This window comes from Sphingomonas sp. 2SG (genome assembly GCF_005503285.1).
In the GTDB taxonomy this organism is placed as follows: domain Bacteria; phylum Pseudomonadota; class Alphaproteobacteria; order Sphingomonadales; family Sphingomonadaceae; genus Sphingomonas; species Sphingomonas taxi.
In genome coordinates this window covers 18,068-36,727 of the sequence record NZ_SCMZ01000031.1, presented here as the reverse complement: position 1 = coordinate 36,727, position 18,660 = coordinate 18,068, and the positions used below count along the sequence as shown (strand labels likewise).

At 69.7% G+C, this 18,660-nt stretch carries 16 protein-coding genes; 7 read left to right on the top strand and 9 right to left on the bottom strand.

Annotated features, from left to right (window positions below; translation table 11 throughout):
* Positions 1–2: 2 nt before the first annotated feature.
* From FFS23_RS13285 to FFS23_RS13265, 5 genes are all read right to left on the bottom strand, one after another.
* The gene (locus FFS23_RS13285; RefSeq protein WP_137898975.1) at positions 3–866 is read right to left on the bottom strand and encodes an NAD(P)-dependent oxidoreductase; all 864 of its coding nucleotides are present in this window, start codon (positions 864–866) and stop codon (positions 3–5) included.
* Positions 863–1,702, bottom strand: coding sequence for an SDR family NAD(P)-dependent oxidoreductase (locus tag FFS23_RS13280; RefSeq protein ID WP_137898974.1), 840 nt, complete (start codon positions 1,700–1,702; stop codon positions 863–865). Before FFS23_RS13280 ends, FFS23_RS13285 begins: the two co-directional genes overlap by 4 nt.
* Positions 1,699–2,685, bottom strand: coding sequence for an aldo/keto reductase (locus tag FFS23_RS13275; RefSeq protein WP_137898973.1), 987 nt, complete (start codon positions 2,683–2,685; stop codon positions 1,699–1,701). Before FFS23_RS13275 ends, FFS23_RS13280 begins: the two co-directional genes overlap by 4 nt.
* A 106-nt stretch (positions 2,686–2,791) precedes the next feature.
* A complete protein-coding gene (locus FFS23_RS13270; protein ID WP_249340677.1) occupies positions 2,792–5,329 on the bottom strand; it encodes an ATP-binding protein in 2,538 nt (845 codons plus the stop codon).
* 87 nt (positions 5,330–5,416) lie between these two features.
* Entirely contained in the window at positions 5,417–6,838 is a 1,422-nt protein-coding gene (locus FFS23_RS13265; RefSeq protein WP_137898972.1) for a M20/M25/M40 family metallo-hydrolase, read from the bottom strand.
* A gap of 134 nt (positions 6,839–6,972) precedes the next feature.
* Here FFS23_RS13265 and FFS23_RS13260 point away from each other — a divergent pair, with 134 nt between their 5' ends.
* The 6 genes from FFS23_RS13260 (at position 6,973) to FFS23_RS13235 (ending at position 14,337) form a co-directional block, all read left to right on the top strand.
* Positions 6,973–7,962 carry a DUF6607 family protein gene (locus FFS23_RS13260; RefSeq protein WP_137898971.1) on the top strand — a complete coding sequence of 330 codons (990 nt, stop codon included), beginning with the start codon at positions 6,973–6,975 and terminating at the stop codon, positions 7,960–7,962.
* 202 nt (positions 7,963–8,164) lie between these two features.
* Positions 8,165–8,617 (top strand): DUF2721 domain-containing protein, encoded by a 453-nt coding sequence (locus tag FFS23_RS13255; protein WP_245640885.1) that lies wholly within the window; start codon positions 8,165–8,167, stop codon positions 8,615–8,617.
* On the top strand, positions 8,614–9,174 hold the full coding sequence (locus FFS23_RS13250) for a DUF4337 domain-containing protein (RefSeq protein WP_038661712.1): 561 nt from the start codon (positions 8,614–8,616) through the stop codon (positions 9,172–9,174). The genes FFS23_RS13255 and FFS23_RS13250 overlap by 4 nt, the downstream gene beginning before the upstream one ends.
* A 53-nt stretch (positions 9,175–9,227) precedes the next feature.
* Positions 9,228–13,235 (top strand): Pls/PosA family non-ribosomal peptide synthetase, encoded by a 4,008-nt coding sequence (locus tag FFS23_RS13245; protein WP_137898970.1) that lies wholly within the window; start codon positions 9,228–9,230, stop codon positions 13,233–13,235.
* The gene (locus tag FFS23_RS13240; RefSeq protein WP_137898969.1) at positions 13,232–13,807 is read left to right on the top strand and encodes a 4'-phosphopantetheinyl transferase family protein; all 576 of its coding nucleotides are present in this window, start codon (positions 13,232–13,234) and stop codon (positions 13,805–13,807) included. The genes FFS23_RS13245 and FFS23_RS13240 overlap by 4 nt, the downstream gene beginning before the upstream one ends.
* Entirely contained in the window at positions 13,804–14,337 is a 534-nt protein-coding gene (locus FFS23_RS13235) for a GNAT family N-acetyltransferase (RefSeq protein WP_137898968.1), read from the top strand. Before FFS23_RS13240 ends, FFS23_RS13235 begins: the two co-directional genes overlap by 4 nt.
* On the opposite strand, the gene FFS23_RS13230 is transcribed toward FFS23_RS13235, so the two are convergent.
* Positions 14,334–15,062, bottom strand: a complete 729-nt coding sequence (locus tag FFS23_RS13230) for a potassium channel family protein (protein ID WP_171009485.1) — start codon at positions 15,060–15,062, stop codon at positions 14,334–14,336. The genes FFS23_RS13235 and FFS23_RS13230 overlap by 4 nt on opposite strands.
* A 278-nt stretch (positions 15,063–15,340) precedes the next feature.
* Between FFS23_RS13230 and FFS23_RS13225 the strand changes: the two genes are divergently transcribed.
* Positions 15,341–16,423, top strand: coding sequence for an XRE family transcriptional regulator (locus FFS23_RS13225; protein WP_137898966.1), 1,083 nt, complete (start codon positions 15,341–15,343; stop codon positions 16,421–16,423).
* A gap of 49 nt (positions 16,424–16,472) precedes the next feature.
* Here FFS23_RS13225 and FFS23_RS13220 read toward each other — a convergent pair whose 3' ends face one another.
* From FFS23_RS13220 to flgI, 3 genes are read right to left on the bottom strand one after another with little or no spacing between them, the layout of a single operon-like run.
* On the bottom strand, positions 16,473–16,895 hold the full coding sequence (locus FFS23_RS13220; protein ID WP_038661700.1) for a flagellar export chaperone FlgN: 423 nt from the start codon (positions 16,893–16,895) through the stop codon (positions 16,473–16,475).
* Positions 16,892–17,191: a rod-binding protein gene (locus FFS23_RS13215; RefSeq protein WP_137898986.1), complete on the bottom strand. Its 300-nt coding sequence runs from the start codon at positions 17,189–17,191 to the stop codon at positions 16,892–16,894. Before FFS23_RS13215 ends, FFS23_RS13220 begins: the two co-directional genes overlap by 4 nt.
* Complete coding sequence (gene flgI, locus FFS23_RS20630) at positions 17,191–18,654, bottom strand: flagellar basal body P-ring protein FlgI (RefSeq protein ID WP_283214458.1); 1,464 nt, start codon at positions 18,652–18,654, stop codon at positions 17,191–17,193. Before flgI ends, FFS23_RS13215 begins: the two co-directional genes overlap by 1 nt.
* Between the last annotated feature and the right edge of the window lie 6 nt (positions 18,655–18,660).

Here is an 18,660-nt window from a genome sequence, read left to right as displayed (position 1 = left end):
CGTCAGGACAGTCCGGCGCCGCGGCGCACCGCCAGCCCGGCAGCGGCCCAGTCGACGTCCTCGCCTTCGGTGGCGATCGCGCTGCGCAGATGGTCGCGGACGATGCCGAGCAGCGGCATCGGCACGCGCGACGCGGTCGCTGCGGCATCGACCAGCCCCATGTCCTTGAGGCCGAGCGGCGCGGTGAAGCCGGCGGGGCGGAAGCGATCCTCGACGAGGAAGTCGCCATAGATCTTGTAGATCGGCGCATCGAACAGCGTGCCGGTCAGCACGTCGAGCAGGGTGCGCCGATCGACGCCGCCCTTGTCGGCCAGCGTCATCGCCTCCGCCATCGCCTCGACCGCGGCCATGATCATGAAGTTGCCCGAGAGTTTGACGAGATTGGCAGCAGATGGCGTATCGCCGACGCGGAAGGTGCGCTGGCCGATCGCCTCGAACAAGGGCGCGCAGCGGTCGAGATGCGCCGCCGCGCCGGCCGCGACGACGAACAAGTGCGCGGCCTCGGCGGCGGCGGGGCGGCCGAAGACGGGCGCCGAGACGAAGCCGCCGGCGCCCGCCTCCGCGGCGAGCCGCTCGGCCATCGCGACGCCGATCGTACTGTGCGAGACGTGCAGCGCCGGGCCGCCGGCGATGCCGTCGGGACCGAAGGTCACCGCCGCCAGCGCATGGTCGTCGGCGAGCATCGACATCACGACCTCGCCCTGCGCCGCCTCGACCGGGCTGGCGGCCAGCCTCGCGCCCGCGGCGACCAGCGGCCCGGCCTTGTCGGGGGAGCGGTTCCACACCGTGACCTGATGCCCGGCGGTGACGAGATTCTGCGCCATGGCGGCGCCCATCCGGCCCAGTCCGATGAAACCGACCTTCATCGTCCGTCCTCCATATAGGCCGCGAAGGCCGCGGCATGATCGGGGTGCCAGCGCGACAGCGCCGGGCGGTTCTCGATCAGGTCACCCGCCGCCCAGGCGATCCGGCGCCGGTCCTGTTCGGGCGTCGTCTCATTGTCCGGGCAGATCAGGTAGAAATCGCCGGCGGCGATGCCGGCCATCATGAAGTCCACCACCTGATCGGGCGACCAGGCGCCGGGCGGCTGGTCGCCGCGGCCGCGCGCGGTCATGCCGGTCCAGGTGAAGCCGGGCACGAGCAGATGCGCGGCGACGCGGTCGCCCGTCTGCGTGCGCAACGTATGCGCGAGGCCTTCGGTCAGCGCCTTCACCGCCGCTTTGCTGACGTTGTAGGCGGTGTCGCCCGGCGGCTGGGTGATGCCCTGTTTCGAGCCGGTGTTGATCACCAGCGCCGGCCCGCCGTGTGCGATCATCGCCGGGACGAATGCCTGCACGCCGTTGAGCACGCCGAACAGATTGACGCCGAGCAGCCGGTCCCAGCCGCCGCGGTCGGATAGCGCATCGCCGCCGCCGCCGACCCCGGCATTGTTCATCAGCACCGACACCGCGCCGAACCGCGCGGCGACGTCCGCCGCCAGTGCCTCGACCGCCTGCCGATCGGATACGTCGCAGGCGATGCCGACCGTATCGCCGGGGATGGTCGCCACCGCCGCGTCGAGCGCACCCCGTTCGCGATCGACGAGGCATGTCCGCATGCCCTCGCGGGCGAAGCGCCGCGCGGCGGCGAGGCCGATCCCGCCCGCCGCGCCGGTAACCACCGCGACCGTTCCGGGTGCGAAGGCGGCTGCCGCGGCGCTCATCGGCCGAGCGACGCCATCTGCGGCGCGGCATAGCGCGTGCCGGTCGCCGCGCCCGGCGGCAGGATGCGGTCGACCCGCGCGCGGTCGTCGTCGGTCAGCGTCACGTCGAGCGCGCCGATATTGTCTTCCAGATAGCGGCGGCGCTTGGTGCCGGGGATCGGCACGATATCGTCGCCCTGCGCCAGCACCCAGGCAAGCGCGAGCTGCGCGGCGGTGCAGCCCTTCTCCTGCGCCATCGTCTCGATCTCCGTCACCAGCGCCAGGTTGCTGGCGAAGGCGTCGCCCTGAAAGCGTGGATTGTCGCGGCGATAATCGTCGGCGGGAATATCCTCCGGGCGGCGGAACTGGCCGGTCAGGAAGCCGCGGCCGAGCGGGCTGTACGGGACGAAGCCGATGCCGAGCTCGCGCACCGTCGGCAGGATCGCCCCCTCGGGATCGCGCGTCCACAGCGAATATTCGGTCTGCAAGGCGGTGATCGGATGCACCGCATGCGCGCGGCGGATCGTCTCGGGCGCGGCCTCCGACAGGCCGAGATACTTGACCTTGCCCGCGCTCACCAGCTCGGCCATCGCGCCGACCGTCTCCTCGATCGGCACGTCGGGATCGACGCGGTGCTGGTAATAGAGGTCGATCACGTCCAGCCCGGTGCGCTGCAGGCTCGCGTCGCACGCCTGACGAACATAATCGGGGCGGCCGCTGATCCCTTGGAAGCTGCCGTCGGCGCCGCGGACGTTGCCGAATTTGGTCGCGACCACGACCCATTCGCGCCGTTCGCGGACGACCCGGCCGACCAGTTCCTCGTTGCGGCCGACGCCGTACATGTCGGCGGTGTCGAGGAAGGTGAGGCCGAGGTCGATCGCGCGGTGGATCGTCGCCGCCGATTCCTCGTCGTCGCGACCGGCGTAGAATTCGGACATGCCCATGCAGCCGAGGCCGAGGGCGGAGACTTCGAGCCCTTGCGAGCCGAGCTTGCGCATTTCCATTGCCGAACATCCTAACCGGGGGAGCCCCCACAGCGGATGAGGCGCGGCCATGTTCCCCGCGTCATGCGATCGGGCGCACGCGCCGTCGCAACGCGCGACCGCCGGGTCAGCCGCCGAGCGCGGAGGCGGTCAGCGCCGACAGGCTGGCGGCCAGTTCGGCGTTGCGGAACGGCTTGGTCAGGCGGGGAATGGCGGCATCGATCCCGTCCTCCTCGGCATAGCCCGAGACGATCAGCACCGGCAGGCCGGGATGGCTGTGCCTGAGCGCGCGCGCGAGCTGCGCGCCGCTCATCCCCGACATCAGATGATCGGTGACGACGATGTCGGGCGTCAGGCCGGCATCGAGCAACTGCAACGCCTCCTCGGCGGAGGCGGCCTCGACCACCACATAGCTCATTTCGGCGAGCATGTCGGCGGTACTCAGCCGGACCAGCTCCTCGTCGTCGATCAGCAGCGCGGTTCCCAGGCCCTGGGCGGCGGGAAGGAACTCAGCGGACGCATCCTCCCGGTTGACCGCGATCGCGCTGATCGGCAGCCACAGGCTCATCGTCGTGCCCTGACCCGGCGCGCTTTCGATGGTCAGCCCGCCGCCGAGCTGCGCGGCGAGGCCGTGGACCATCGACAGCCCAAGGCCGGTGCCCTTGCCGACGCCCTTGGTCGAGAAGAACGGCTCGATCGCGCGCCGCTGCGTCTCGGCATCCATGCCGACGCCGGTATCGCGGACGCTGAGCCGCACGTAATGGCCGCGCGCCAGCCCGCGCACGTCGCGCTCGCGCACGCTCTCCCGCCGCGCGGAAATGGTCAGTGCGCCGCCGTCGGGCATCGCATCGCGCGCATTCACCGCGAGATTGAGCAGGGCCATTTCGAGCTGGTTCAGATCGGCCTTGGCCGGCGGCAGATCGGCGAGATCGACGCGCACCTCGATCATCGGGCCGAGCGTCGAGCCGATCAGCCCGGTCATGCTGTCGACCACGCGCGCGACGTCGACCGCGGTCGGCTGCAACGGCTGGCGGCGTGCGAAGGCGAGCAGGCGCTGGACCAGCGTCTTGGCGCGTTCGGCGGATTGCAGCGCGCCGCCGATCAGCCGCTGCTCGCGATCGCTGCCGATGCCCTTGCGGACCAGCATGTCGAGCGAACCGACGATCGGGGTGAGCAGATTGTTGAAATCATGGGCGACGCCGCCGGTCAGGCTGCCCATCGCCTCCATCTTCTGGCTCTGCCGCAGCGCCTCGCGCGCGACCTCGAGATCCGCCTCGCGCGCCTTGCTGTCGCTGAGATCGCGGCCGACCGCGACGAAATTGACCCCGTCCGCCTCGGGCGCGACGGTCCATTCGATATCCTTCCAGCCGCCGTCGCGGGTCGCGATGCGGTTCTCGAAGCGGGTCGGTCGCCGCGTCTCGGCCATCCGGCCGATCGCCGCCAGCGTATGCGCCTGGTCGTCGGGATGCATGAAGCTGGCATAGCCGCGGGCGAGCAGCTCCGCCTCGGTCCAGCCGAGCAGGCGCGACCAGGCCGGGCTGACCGCCGACATCATCCCGGCGTAATCGGCGCGCGCCAGCATGTCCTGCGACAGGGTCCACAGCCGGTCGCGTTCCGCCGAGCGCAGCGCGATCTGCTCCTCGAGCGTCTCGTTGAGGCGGCGCAGGCCTTCCTCGGCGCGGGCGCGCTCGACCGCGGTCTTGACCCGCTCGCCGACCTCCTGGACGAGGCTTTCCTCGGCCGCCGTCCAGACCCGCGGCGTCGCCGACTGGACGGCGAGCAGCCCGACCCGGCCGGTCCCCTCGAACAGGATGACGTCGATGAAGGCGCCGACCTGCCGCTCGGTCAGGCCGGTGCGCGCCTCGACGCCCAGCCGGTGGTCGCCGCCGACGTCGCGCACCACGACGGGCGTGCCGATCCGATAGGCGCCGAGCAGATCGGGACCGAAGGCCTCGAGCGAATGGTCGCCGACGATCGAGGCGACGCCGCGCGCATGGTCGCAGGCGACCGTCATCCGGCCGTCGACGATCTCGGCATAGAAGACGCGGCTGGCGTCGAGCCGCTCGCCGAGCCGTTCGGCGGCGAGGCGGGTGATGGCATCGGGTGTGTCCAGCGGACGCAGCGCGTCGGCGAGCGCCAGCAGGAAGGCGGTGCGCCGCTCGCTCGCGACGCGCTCGGTGGTTTCGGCGAGGATGCAGATGACGCCGCCGGGCGTGCCGCTCTCGTCGAGCACCGGCGAATAATCGAGGTCCATCCAGACCTGTTCGGGCCGGCCGTGGCGGTACAGCGTCAGCTCCTGGTCGTGATAGTGGAGCGTGCCGCCGGCGAGCCCGACCTTCATGACGTTGTCGTTGAAGTCGGCGACCTCCGGCCAGCCCAGCCGCACCTCCGAGCCGAGCAGCTCGGGATGGCGGCCGCCGGCGAACGCCGAATAGGCGTCGTTGTAGAGCATGACGCCGGCCTCGCCCCACAGCATCACGATCGGCACCGGCGAGCGCAGCAGGATGGCGGTCGCGGTGCGCAGGCTTTGCGGCCACCGCGCGATCGGGCCGAGCGGCGTCGCCGACCAATCACGTTCCCCGATCAGTCTGGCGCAGGCGCCGCCGCCGGTCAGGAAGTCGTGCGCGGCGTCGGGGGTGCGGTGCATCGCGGGTAAGGCCGACATCGGGGCGGTAGGATCCTGCAGGCTCTCGTGATCGGCCAGACCTTTACCCGCACCCCCGCACGATGGAAGAGACAATGTGGGGCGGGTTCACCCCGCATAGGCCTTGACCAGATCGTACAGATAGTCGCGCCCGGTATAGACCGCCTTGACGATCGCGCGTTCGTTGAGCCCGTGCGCGCCATTGCCGTCGGGATCGCCATAGAGGCCCGGCGGGCCGTAGGAGGGGATGCCGATCGCGCCGAGATAGATGCCGTCGGTCGCGCCGGTCGACATCATCGGCGCGAGCGGCACGCCGGGATAATAACGCGCGAGCAGCCGTTCGGCGGGCTGAACGATCCTGGGATCGAGCGGCGGCGGCACCGCGGCGGGGCCGCGATCGTCGACCTGCTTCACCGTCATCTTCGGGTCGGCGACGACCTTTTCGAGCGCGACGCGGACGCTCTCCGCCGACATGCCGGGGAAGATGCGGCAGTTGACGTTGGCGCCGGCGCGCTGCGGCAGCGCGTTGTTGGCGTGGCCGCCGTCGAGCAGCGTCGCGACGCAGGTGGTGCGCAGCATCGAATGGTAGCTCTTGTCGGTATCGACGATCGCGAGCGCCGCCTTGTCGGTCGGATCGGCGGCGACCCGCATCATCGCCGCGCCCATCGCGTCGCCGCGCGCCTTGCCGGCGATGCGGAAATAGGCGCGGGTGGTGTCGGTCATCTGCACGGGAAAGTCGTAGTCGCGCACCTTGCCGATCGCATCGGCCAGCTCGTAGATCGCATTGTCGCGCACCGGCGCCGAGCTGTGCCCGCCCGGATTGGTCGCCTCGATCCGGTAATTGACCGCCGCCTTCTCGCCGACATGGATGTTGGCGATGACCAGATTGCCCTTGCCGTCGGAGCGGCCACCGCCGCCCTCGTTGAGCGCGAATTCAGCCGCGATCAGGTCGGGCTTGTTCTGCGCCAGCCATTTGGCGCCGTTGAACGCCCAGCTCGTCTCCTCGCCGCAGGTCAGCGCCAGCTTGATAGTGCGCTTGGGGCGATAGCCGTCCTGCTTGAAGCGGATCAGCGTATCGATCCAGATCGCGTCCATCGCCTTCATGTCCGACGTGCCGCGGCCGTAGAAATAGCCGTTCTCCTCGACCATCTTATACGGGTCGCGCGTCCAATCCTCCGCCTTGGCGACGACCACGTCGATGTGGCCGAGCAGCAGCATCGGCTTCGCGGTGCGCGACGAACCCGGCAGCACCACGACGAGGCCACCCTCCTTGGGGTGATCCGGCACGGCGAAGCGGGTGATCGCGCTGTCCGTATAGCCTGCGGCCTTCAGCCGCGTCTCGACCTTGTCGGCGAGCGCGGTGCAGCTGCCGGTGGTGATGCTCGTGTCGGTCTCGACGAGTTCCTGATAGAGCGCGCGGAAGCGCTGCTGGTCGGGGCGCAGGGCCGGGGCGGCGGCGGTCTGCGCCGCCGCGGCGATCGGGACGCTCAGCGTGGCGATGGTGAGCACGATCCGGTTGCGCAGCGTCATGACGATCCCCCTGTGTCGATGGCGCCCACTATGCACGATCCCGTTCGCGCTGGAACAGGCAAAGCGATCCCCCGTCCACCTTGCCGGCGCTATTGATTCGCATTAACTGATCCCGATCTAAAAGGGGGAAAGCGATGATCGGTATCGGTGGTCGGCGGAGCAGCCATATCGCGGCAATCGTGGTCGCATTCGCGGCGTGGCCGGATGCCGCCGCGGCGCGGCCTGCGGCGGCGGCGGTGCAGGCGGACTATGGCGACCAGGCCCGCGATCATGCCGCGATCCTGGCGATGGCCGGGACCTTCAAGGTGACGTTCGACATGCGCGAGACGACGCCGCTCGTCGCCGGCTACACGCCCTATCCCGCCAAGATCAGCGGCGGGCACGAACTGGTCCGTGCGATCGTCGATACGCCGGATCACGTCGTGCTCCAGCACCTGCTGGTCGTCGCGGACGGTAACGGCAAGACGATGGTGATCAAGCATTGGCGGCAGGACTGGACGTTCCAGCCGGCGCACGTGCTGACCTATGTCGCGCCCGGTCGCTGGACGCTGCGCCCGGTGCCCGAGGCGGAACGGCGCGGCGCCTGGTCGCAGACGGTGTGGCAGACCGACGACAGCCCCCGCTATGGCGGCATCGGTCGCTGGCGCTACGACGATGGCGCGACCCGCTGGACCAGCGACGAGACCCGCCGTCCGCTCGCCCGCCGCGATGCGACGCGCGGCGTGCCCTACGACCATTATCTCGGCACCAATCGCCATGTCCTGACGCCGAACGGCTGGGTGCACGAGCAGGACAATGCCAAGATCGGCAGCAAGGACGGTCGACCGGCGACCTTCGTCCACGAATATGTCGTCAACAGCTATGTCCCGGCGCGTGATTTTCCCGTCGCGGCGGCGGAGGACTATTGGGCGAAGACCCACGATTATTGGGCGATCGTCCGCGCCGGATGGGATGCGGCGATCGCGCGCGACGGCGGGCTGGCGCTCGGCGAGGTCGCCGACAGCGGATCGGTGACGGGCCACCAACTCATGCTGCTCGCCGACGATATCGTGCACGGCGACGCCACGACCGCCGCCGCCAGCGAGGAGGCGCGCGACCTGATCCGCGGCGCGACGCGGCGCTGATGGTTCATGCCGGAGAAACCGCGACGGCCGCAAAGCGGCGGCGCCAAGAAATCGCCTGCCGACCGGCGTTACGAGCGGGACCAATATAGATCAGGGTCGTTATGTCCGTTATGACGAGGCCGGTGAGGACGGGGATGAGGATAGACGCGGTGTCGCGGCGGGATCGACGCGCGGCTTCCGATCGCGACGGGGTCGCATCGCGATGATGTCGCAACCGCTGAACAGTGCCGCGCATGTCATCCAGCTCGCCCTCACGCCGATCTTCCTGCTCACCGCGGTCGGATCGTTGCTCAACGTGTTCGCGACGCGGCTCGGGCGGGTGCTCGACCGCATCCACGCGCTGAAGGCGAAGGGGGAGGGCGCGCCGGCCGAACTCGCACGGCTGCGGCTGCGCTCGCAGGTGCTCGACGCGGCGGTGCTGAGCGCGGCGCTGGCGGGTGGCCTCACCTGTTGCGCGGCGGCGACGATCTTCTTCGGCGTGCTGCGCGACACCGGCACCGCGACGGTATTGTTCGGCCTGTTCGGTGCGGCGCTGGTCGCCGCGATCGCCGCGCTCGCCTGTTTCGCCACCGAGGTGTTCCTGTCGGGGCGGGCGGTGCGCGAGCATATCGACGAGGCCGCCGTCGGCGCGGCACGGACGGCGGACCGGTCATGAGCGAAGAGGAATGGGAGGTGCGCGGCGCGCACGAGGATGCGGTCGAGGAACGCGCGCATCACGAACCGCTCGGCCAGAAGATCGCGCTGTTTTCGGCGATCCTCGCGACGCTCGGCGCGATCATCAGCTTCCTCGGCGGCCACGAACAGAATGACGCGCTTTATTACAAGAACGAGGCGGTGCTGATGAAGGCGCGCGCGTCCGACAATTGGGCCTATTATCAGGCCGAGGATCTCAAGCGCCATCTCGCCGAGACCAGCGCCGTGCTGGTACCGGCCGCGACGCACGATTATGCCGCGGACGCCGCCCGCTACGCGAGGCGCGGCAAAGCGCTGCGTGCGGCGGCGGAAGCGTATGACCGCCGGTCGGAAGAGGCGGATGCCGAATCCCGGCGCGCGCTGCGCCCGCATACCAAGCTGGCGATCGCGATGACCTTCCTGCAGGTCGGCATCGCGCTCGCCTCGATCAGCGCGCTGACCCGGCGGCGCTGGCTGCTCGGCGGGGCGGGGCTGTTCGCGGCGATCGGCGTCGCGCTCAGCATCGCCGCGTGGTTCTGACACCCGCTACGATCGTAACGAAGGATTGAGACGTTGGGATGCACGCAGATTCTATGACGACTCCCGACATCGCGCCGGCGGATCACACCATCCAGGCGTCGATCGCGCCCGCCCCGGCGCTGCGCCCCGAAGAGCCTTATGCACGCGACGAACTGCTGCACGAACTGTTCGACGCGACCGGCCGGCGCAGCGGCGGCGCGGTTGCGCTGGAGCTGATCGGCGCCAGCGAGGAATATGGCCGCAGCACCAGCTGGAGCTACGACATGCTGGCGCGGCGCAGCCTCGCGCTGGCACAGCGGCTGCGCGCGATGGGCATCGGCCGCGGCGACCGGGTGGTGCTCTGCCTGCCGCGCGGGCTCGACCAATATATGGCGATCCTCGGCGTGCTGCGCGCGGGCGCCGCCTATGTGCCGGTCGACTGGGGATATCCGCAGGACCGGATCGACTATATCATCGAAGACAGCGGTGCCGCGCTGACGCTCACCGTCACCAGCCGCGCCGAGACGATCGCCGGCGCGACGCTGGCGATCGACGCAGAGCTCGGCGACCTCGCCGCCGAGCCGATCGGTCCGCTCGGCCGCGACCAGACCGGCAGCGTGCCGGACGACCTCGCCTATATCATCTATACCTCGGGCACGACCGGGCGGCCGAAGGGGGTGATGATCACCCACGCCAACGCCTGCCATCTCGTCCGCTCGGAAAGTGCGATCCTCGCGCTCGACCCCGCCGACGTCGTGTTCGGCGGGTTCAGCCTCGCCTTCGACATGTCGGTCGAGACGATGTGGAGCGCCTTCTTCGTCGGCGCGCGGCTGCTCGTCGCGACCGAGGCGCTCGCCACCAGCGGCCCCGACGTCGCGATCGCGCTGGCCGAGGCGGGGGCGACGATCTGGCACGTCGTGCCGTCGCTGATCGCTTTGGTCGAGCATCCGGTACCGACGCTGCGCCTCATCAACATGGGCGGCGAGGCCTGTCCGCCCGACCTGCCGCGGCGGCTCGCCCGGCCGGGGCTGCGGCTGCTCAACACCTACGGCCCGACCGAGACCTCGGTCACCGCGACCTGGACCGAGGTGCAGCCCGGCCAACGGATCACGATCGGCAAGCCGCTGCCCGGCTATACCGCCTGGATCGTCGACGGGGCGTTGCAGCCGGTGCCGGCGGGGCAGGAGGGCGAGCTGGTGATCGGCGGCCCCGGCGTCGGCGTCGGCTACGTCAACCGGCCCGACCTCACCGCCGAGAAGTTCACGATGACGCCGTTCGACACGGTGTCGGGCGGTCCCGAGCGGATCTACCGGTCGGGCGATCTCGTCCGGCTCGACGCGGCGGGTGACATCGACTTCGTCGGCCGCATCGACACGCAGGTGAAGATCCGCGGCTTTCGCGTCGAACTCGCCGAGATCGAGGCGGTGATCGGCGAATGGCCGGGCGTCGCGCAGGTCGTCGTGCACTTGTTCAACGACGACGACGGCGCCGAATTCCTCGCCGCCTTCCTCGTCGCGCGCGCCAACGAGACGATCGATCTCGCCGGGCTGCGCACGCTCGTCGCCGAACGTCTGCCCAATTACATGCGCCCCGCCGCCTATCAGACGCTCGCCGCGCTGCCGACCCTGCCCGCCTCGGGCAAGGTCGACCGCAAGGCGCTGGTCAAGCCGGCGATCACCGTCACCACCGATCGCGCGATCGTCGCGCCGGCGACGCCGATGGAGGAGACGTTGCACCGCGTCTGGGCGGAGGCGTTCGCGCCGCAGCCCGTCTCGGTGCTCGACGATCTGTTTGAGGATCTCGGCGGCCATTCGCTCAAGGCCGCGCGGCTGGTCTCCGCCGCGCGCAAGGTGCCGGGGTTGCAGGGCCTGTCGCTCGAGGACGTCTATGCCGCGCCGACGATCCGCGCGCTGGCGCTGCGCGTCGGCGGCAGCGCGGCGGTCGCGGTGCAGCAGGCGGACAGCTTCCACCATATCGCGGCGTGGAAGCGGCGGCTGTGCGTCGCGGCGCAGACGGTGGCGCTGCTGCCGATCTACACGCTCGCCGGGCTGCAATGGTTCTCGCCCTATATCGCCTATACGCATCTCGCCGGGCGGGTCGACCGGATCAGCGCGCTCGTGCTCAGCGCCCTGTTCTTCACGATCGTGCCGATCGCGTCGATGTTCCTGTCGATCGCGCTCAAATGGCTGATCGTCGGCCGCTTCAAGGCGGGCGATTACCCTTTGTGGGGCTTCTATTATTTCCGCTGGTGGCTGATCCGGCGGATCATCGGCGTCACCGCCACGCCCTATCTGGCGGGCACGCCGATGATCCGCGGCTATTACCGGCTGCTCGGCGCACGCATCGGCGCGCGCGTCCATATCGGCACCGGGGTCATCGATACCGCCGACCTGCTCGAGGTCGGCGACGATGCGATCATCAGCGACCAGGCGGTGCTCGCCACCAGCTCGGTCGAGCGCGGGCTGCTGCGCCTTGGCACGGTGACGCTGGCGCCGGGATCGTTCGTCGGGTCGCAGGCGGTGGTCGGGCGCAACGCCACGCTCGGCGAGGATGCGGTGCTCGACGACATGTCGGCGTTGCCGACCGATGCGGTCATCCCGGCGCGGCAACGCTGGACCGGATCGCCCGCGGCCTTCGCCGGCGACGTCCCGGCGCGGCCGCAGCGGGAAGTGCGCGAACCGCTCGGGCCGCTGCTCGGGCTGCTGCTCGGCGCGTTCATGCTGCCGATCATCGCCATCCTGCCGATCGCGCCGGGGCTCATCGCGCTGATCGAGCTCGACTGGGCAACCACCGGCTACGCCTATGTGCTCGTCTCGCCGTTCCTCGCGACGACCTATGTCGTGATGATGTGCGTGCTGACCGTCGCGGCGAAGCGGCTGATCCTCGGCAAGGTCGCGCCCGCCACCTATGCGCTCGATAGCTGGTTCTACGTGCGTTATTGGCTGGTCAAGCAGATCAACGATCTGGCGTTGCGGCTGCTGCATCCGATCTTCGCGACGCTCTACGTCATCCCCTGGTATCGCGCCTTGGGCGTCAAGGTCGGGCGGCGGGCGGAGATCTCCACCGCCAGCGCGATCGTCCCCGACCTCGTCGAGATCGGCGCGGAGAGCTTCATCGCCGATTCGGTCATCTTCGGCGCGGCGCGGATCGGCCACGGCACGATCGAGCTGGCGCACACCCGCATCGGCCGGCGCAGCTTCATCGGCAATTCGGCGTTGCTGCCGAGCGGCGCGCAGATCGGCGACGAGGTGCTGATCGGCGTGCTCTCCAAGCCGCCCGAGGACCCGGCGCTGGCGATGGAGAGCGGCAGCACCTGGTTCGGCTCGCCCGCGTTCAAGCTGCCGGTGCGCCAGGTCGCGACGATGTTCGACGAGGGCGCGCGCTTCAACCCGTCGCGCGGGCTGATCGCGACGCGCCTGTCGATCGAGGCGGTGCGCACCACCTTGTCGCTCACCGCCTTCCTAGTCTTCTTCAGCCTGTTGCTGTCGGTGGTCGGCGATCTCGACGATCTCGAGCGCGGCGGGCTGGTGATCGGCCTGGCCTTTCCGTTCCTCTACGTCGGCTTCTGCCTCGCCTGCGGCGGCTTCGTGCTGGCGCTGAAATGGCTGGTCGCCGGCCGCTACAAGGCGACCACCGCGCCGCTGTGGAGCACCTTCGTCTGGCGCAGCGAGCTGGTCACCGCGACCTACGAAAATCTCGCGGTCGCCAATCTGCTCGAACCGTTGCGCGGGACGCCGTGGATCGCCGTCTACCTGCGGCTGATGGGGGCGAAGATCGGCAAGCGCTGCTATATCGACACCACCGACCTCACCGAGCACGATCTGGTGACCATCGGCGACGACGTCGCGCTCAACGACTTCGCGGGGCTCCAGACGCATCTGTTCGAGGACCGGGTGATGAAGGTCGGCCCGATCCGCGTCGGCGACCGCGCGACGATCGGTTCGCTGGCGATCGTGCTGTACGATGCGGAGATCGGCGCCGACGCGCAATTGGGCGATCTTTCGGTGGTGATGAAGGGCGAGACCCTGCCCGACGGTACCAATTGGGAGGGCAGCCCCGCCCGGATCGCGACCGGCGGATGACGCCGCACTGGCACGACGGGCCGCTGGCGGCGCTGGACTGGGACGGGGCGGCGCCGGTGGTGTGGCGCGCCGCGGCGCGGGATGCGGCGGCGCGGCAGGACCTCGCGCGGGCGCTGGTGGCGCGGCTGGCGCGGCGGCGCGTCGAGGAGGTGCGGCTGGCGCGCACCGTCGCGGGCGCGCCGCGTGTCGCGAGCCCGGGGGGCTGGTACGTCGGCCTGTCGCATCGCGGCGCACACTGCCTGATCGGTGTCGCCACCCGGCCGATCGCGGTCGATCGCGAACTGGTCGACGACGCGCCGCCCCTGTGGGACATGCTGACCGAACGGGAAGGGCGCGCGCTGCGCCGGCTCGACCCGCTCGTGCAGCCGCGTGCCTGGCTGCGGCGCTGGACGATCAAGGAAGCGCACGCCAAGCTGGTCGGCGAGCCGCGCCGCATCGCCCCGGAGACGATCGAGACCGAGGTGATCGACCCGGTGCACGCCACCGCCCGCTGCGAGGGCATGTCGCGCTGCTGGACGCGTGACGATGGCGAGGCGATCGAGACGGTCGCGCTGTGGCAGGCGGCGGCATGAGCCGGGTCGCGGTCCGCCGCTACGAGGCCGCGGATCGGGCGGCGGTGCTGGCGATCTTCGACTCCAACCTGCCCGAATATTTCGGGGCCGGCGATCGCGGCTGGCTGGAGGAGACGCTCGACGAGCCCGACGGTCCGGGGTTCGTCGTCACCGTCGACGGCGTCCCGGCGGCGTTCGGCGGCTATGAGATCTGGGACCATTACAACAAGGCGCTGCTCTATTGGGGCATGGCGGCGCGACGCTTCCACCGCTGCGGGCTCGGCCGGCTGCTGCTGTTCGAGCGACTGGCGCACGTCGCACGCTACGCCGAGCCGCCGACCCGCTACGTCACCGTCGATACCTCGCCGCTGGTCGCGCCGTTCTTCCGCCGCTGCGGCTTCGCGCTGACCGCGGTCTGGCCGGAGGGGTATCGTTCCGGTATGGAGATGCACGAGCTGCATTTCGATCTCGCCGCGACGACGATCGACGCGCTCGACGCGCAGCGTCGTGCCGCGCTGGCGGGGGTGGAGGCGGCAGTCGCGCGGCGCTAGCCGCGGTCCTCATGCGCAAGATGCAGCGCGACCAGTCGCGCGAGCAGCGTCGCCGGGAAGAGCTGGCCGATCACCGATTCCAGATTGGCGAGGCTGCGTGCCAATGGCGCCACCGGCACGATGTCGCCGAAGCCGGTGGTGGTGATCGTCGCCAGGCTGAAATAGGTGAAAGCGGCATTCGCGCTGGTGGCGCTGTGCGGATCGAAGCCGCTACCGCCGAAGGCGCCCGGCGCATGCATCTGGATCGCGCCATAGGCGATCGCGAACAACGCCGAGACGTTGAGATAGAGCAGCACCGCGCCGCGGATGCGATGCGCGGTTACCCGCCCGGCGGCGAAAACGTGCGGCGCGACCACCGCAGTCACCGCGACGTTGAACAGGAAGGCGACCAGTGCGATCGCCTCGTGCTGCTCGGTGGCGTCGAGCTGGAGCGAGGCGGACACCACCCGCCCGAACGCCGGCCATGCGGTCAGCAACGCGATCGACACGATCAGCAGCACCCGCGACAGCCGGTTCCGGGTGAAGACGGTGACGCAGATGAAAGCGAAGGCGAGGTGGCAGGCGTCGAGCAGGCTGCGGCCGGACGACCAGCCCTGCGCCATCGGCACGACCACGAACAATGTGACGCCTTGCAGGACGAGCAGCGCCGACAGGCTGTGATCGATCCGCCGGTCGCGATCCGCCGCCGCGCTCATCGTTGCGGCGTGCGTCGGCTTCGTCGGCATGGTCGCGCATCCTCGTCTCCGGCAGCACCGTCGCGCTAGGCGTGGCAGGCTGAACCGCGGGTTGATGATCGGGCGCCGCGGTTTGCCGTGCCCGATCATACGGGAATCGCACCGGAATGGCCGTGAGCGGTGATCGACAGCGCGCGCACATTCGGGCACAAGCTGCGCCGATGAGCCACGCAGACAGTGTCCGAGAGCAAGAGGCCTGGGCAGCACAAGGGGTTAGCGCTGACGGTCCGGATATCGACCGCTATCGCTCGATCGTCTTCCCCAATGCCGTGCGCGAATTACGCAAGCAACAGGGCTTCGCCAGGCTGCTTGGATTGTCGGCCGTATTGCCGGACATCCCCTATGTCCGCCTCTCCAAGATCGAACGCGGCGAGGTCGTCGCCAAGGCCAGCGAATTGCGCAGCATCGCGATGGCGATGCGCGTCGCGCCCGAGGATCTGTTGCTCGATATCGACGATCCGGCGTTCGACATCGCCGCATGGGCGACCGAATTGCAGGACCTGACCGACGAGGAGATCGCCGAGGATCGCTTTGCGGTGCTGCTCGCCGCGGCGATCCGTGCGCGGCGCGATGCCGACCGGTCGCTGTCGATCGTCAACGTCGAACGCCGCTTCGGCATCGCGCCGGTGATCCTGTCGCGGCTGGAGAACGGCTACAAGCCGCTCGGGCGCTGGAACGCGCAGACCGTGCGTGCGGTCTGCCAGTTGCTCGACGTCACGGATGCGGAGAGCCTGCGCGCGCATGTCGCGCGGGCCGATGCCGATGGCACGCTGCGCGCCTATCTGCCCGCCGCGGCGAGCAGCGCGGCGCGGATCGAGAAGACGCGCGCCCGCGTCGCGCTGTTGCGCGAGGAATTGCACGATCCCGCCCAGCCGGCGGCGATCCGCGTCAAGGCCGCGCAACCGCCGCGCGTCGCGTCCGCCGCGACGTCGCCGGACGGGGTGGACGCCGCCGTTCTTGCCGCAATCGAACGGTCCGAAACCGCGACCGTGCGATTGGTGCCGGTGTTCGGCGCGCCGCTCGCCGACGGGCTGGTCGAACGCGTGCCGGTCGGCCGCACCGTCGAGGCGCCGCGCCATGCCCAGCCCAACAGCTACGGCCTGCGCGTCTGCCGGGCGACGTTGGGGCCGGCGCTGCCCGCGCATGCGATCGTGGTGGTCGATCCGGACCGCTTCCCATCCTCCGGCGGGCTCGCCGTCGTGCGCGAGGCGGGCGGGCTGCGCCTGCTGGTCGTCACTTTCGATCGCCAGGGCCGGATGATCGGCTACAGCGTCAATCCCGACCGCGAGATCGAGCTCGACACGCTCGACGCCGCCGATGTCGGTACCGTCGTCGCGGTGCTGCTCGACTGACGCCACCACGGTCCGGCACGGGATAGGACGGGCGAGCATCGGCGAGTGCTCAGTAGCTCGAATTGATCGCGATCGGCATCGTCGGATCGAAGCGCGACAGATGACCTTGCGCACCATAGGTCGAGGTGGCGCGCCCGGCGAGCCGCTTCGCCTCGCTGGTGATCGCGCCGATCATTTCCACCGACAGATCGATCTGCCGCTCCAGCGCCGCGGCATTGGCGGCGGAGATCGGCTCCAGCCGCGCGAGCAGCTCCTCGAGCCGCGCGCGTTGCGCCTCGTCGAGCGACCGGTTCCAGTCGACCGTGCTGCGCCCGTAAGCAGCGGTCATCTGTTCGAGCTGGCCGACCAGCCGCACCTTGGTCGCCGCCAACTCGGGCAGCGCCGCGCCGAACGGGCTTTCCTGCAGATGCCGCGTCTCCTCCTCCATCAGCATCAGCAACGAGTCGAGCACATCGGTCAGCCGGTCGATCATGCGCCGCCCTCCTGCAAGGCGATGATCTGGTTGAGCACCGCCGGGGCGAGGCCGAAGCCGCCGCGTCGTGCGATCGCATCGCCCATCTTCTCGGCGAGCACGCCGCGGAACATCTCCTCGCCATGGCCGCCGCTGAACGGCCCGTCCGATGGCGCGGTGTCCATCATGATCCGCACCATCTGGCCGACGAACACCGCCTCGAACGATTGCGCGGTTGCCGCCGGATCGTTGGCCCTGCGGATCGGTTGCGGCGCCGGCGTCGCGGCGGGCAAAGTGGCGGAAAGACTGTTGTCCATCATTGTACCTCGATTTCCGCCTGGAGCGCGCCGGCGGTGCGCAGCGCCTGGAGCACGGTGATCAGATCGCGGGGGCTGACCCCGAAAGCGTTCAATCCGGCGACCAGCGACACCAGCGACGTCGCATTGTGCAGGACGCCGAGCCCGCGGCCGTTGCCGTCGCTCACCCCGATCTGGGTACGCGGCAGCACTTCGGTGGTGCCGTTGGAGAAGGGGCCGGGCTGCGACGCCACCGGCGTCTCGGCGATGCTGATCGTCAGCCCGCCCTGTGCGATCGCGACCGGACTGATCCGCACGTCGGCGCCCATCACCACCGTCCCGGACGCCTCGTTGATGACGACGCGGGCGGGCAGGTCGACCTCGACCGGCAGCTCCTCGATCCCCGCGACCAGATCGATGACGTGATCCACCGAGCCTGCCGGCGGCGCGAGTTCGATCGTGCCGGGGTCGAGCACCCGCGCGACGCGGTCGAAGCGGCGGTTGATCACCTCGGCGATGCGAAAGGCGGTGGTGAAATCGGGGTTCTTGAGCGCGAGCTTCAGCGTCGTCGCGGTGCGCAGCGAATAGGGTACTTCGCGTTCGACGATCGCCCCGCCGGCGATGCGCGCCGAGGTGGTCACGCCGCGGCTGATCGAGGCGGCGGCGCCCTGCGCGCGGAAGCCCGACACCGACAGCGGCCCCTGTGCGACCGCATAGATCTCCCCGTCGAGCCCGCGCAGCGAGGTGACGAGCAGCAGGCCGCCCTGTAGACTGGTGGCGTCGCCCATCGCGGCGATCTGCACGTCGATCGTACTGCCGGCGCGCGCGAAGGCGGGCAGGGTCGCGGTCACCGAGACGGCGGCGACGTTCTGCGTCCGCATCGTATCGCCGCGGATATTGACCCCCATCCGTTCGAGCATCGACTGGATGCGGCTCATGCTCTCCGAATGGCCGAGGCAGATCACGCCGCCCGGCCGCATGCTGTCGTAAAGCGTCTCGACCGCCTCGCGCCGCGACACGTCGTCGAAATAGATCAGCATGTTGCGGCAGAAGATTATGTCGATGTCGCGGAACCGGCGCATCGCCATCGCGTCCGACACGTTGACGACGGTGAAGTCGATCGACTGGCGTAGCGCGTCGCAGATGCGGAAGCCCTCGGCGTGCGGCGTGAAATACTTGCCCTTGAGCTGCGCCGAGAGGCGATGGAGCGCGCGATCGCTGTAGATACCGGCGCGGGCATCGGCGATGACGCGGCTGTCGATGTCGGAGGCGAGGATCTGGATGTCATAGGCATCGGCCAGCGGCCAATGTTCCAGGATCTGCATCGCGATCGAATAGGGTTCCTCGCCGGTCGAACAGGGCAGCGACCAGATGCGGATCGGCTTGCCCGGTGCGCGGTTCCTGGCGATCTCGGGCAGGACGTGCTGGACCAGAGCGTCGAACTGATAGTCCTCGCGGTAGAAATAGGTCTCGTTGACCGTCATCGCGTT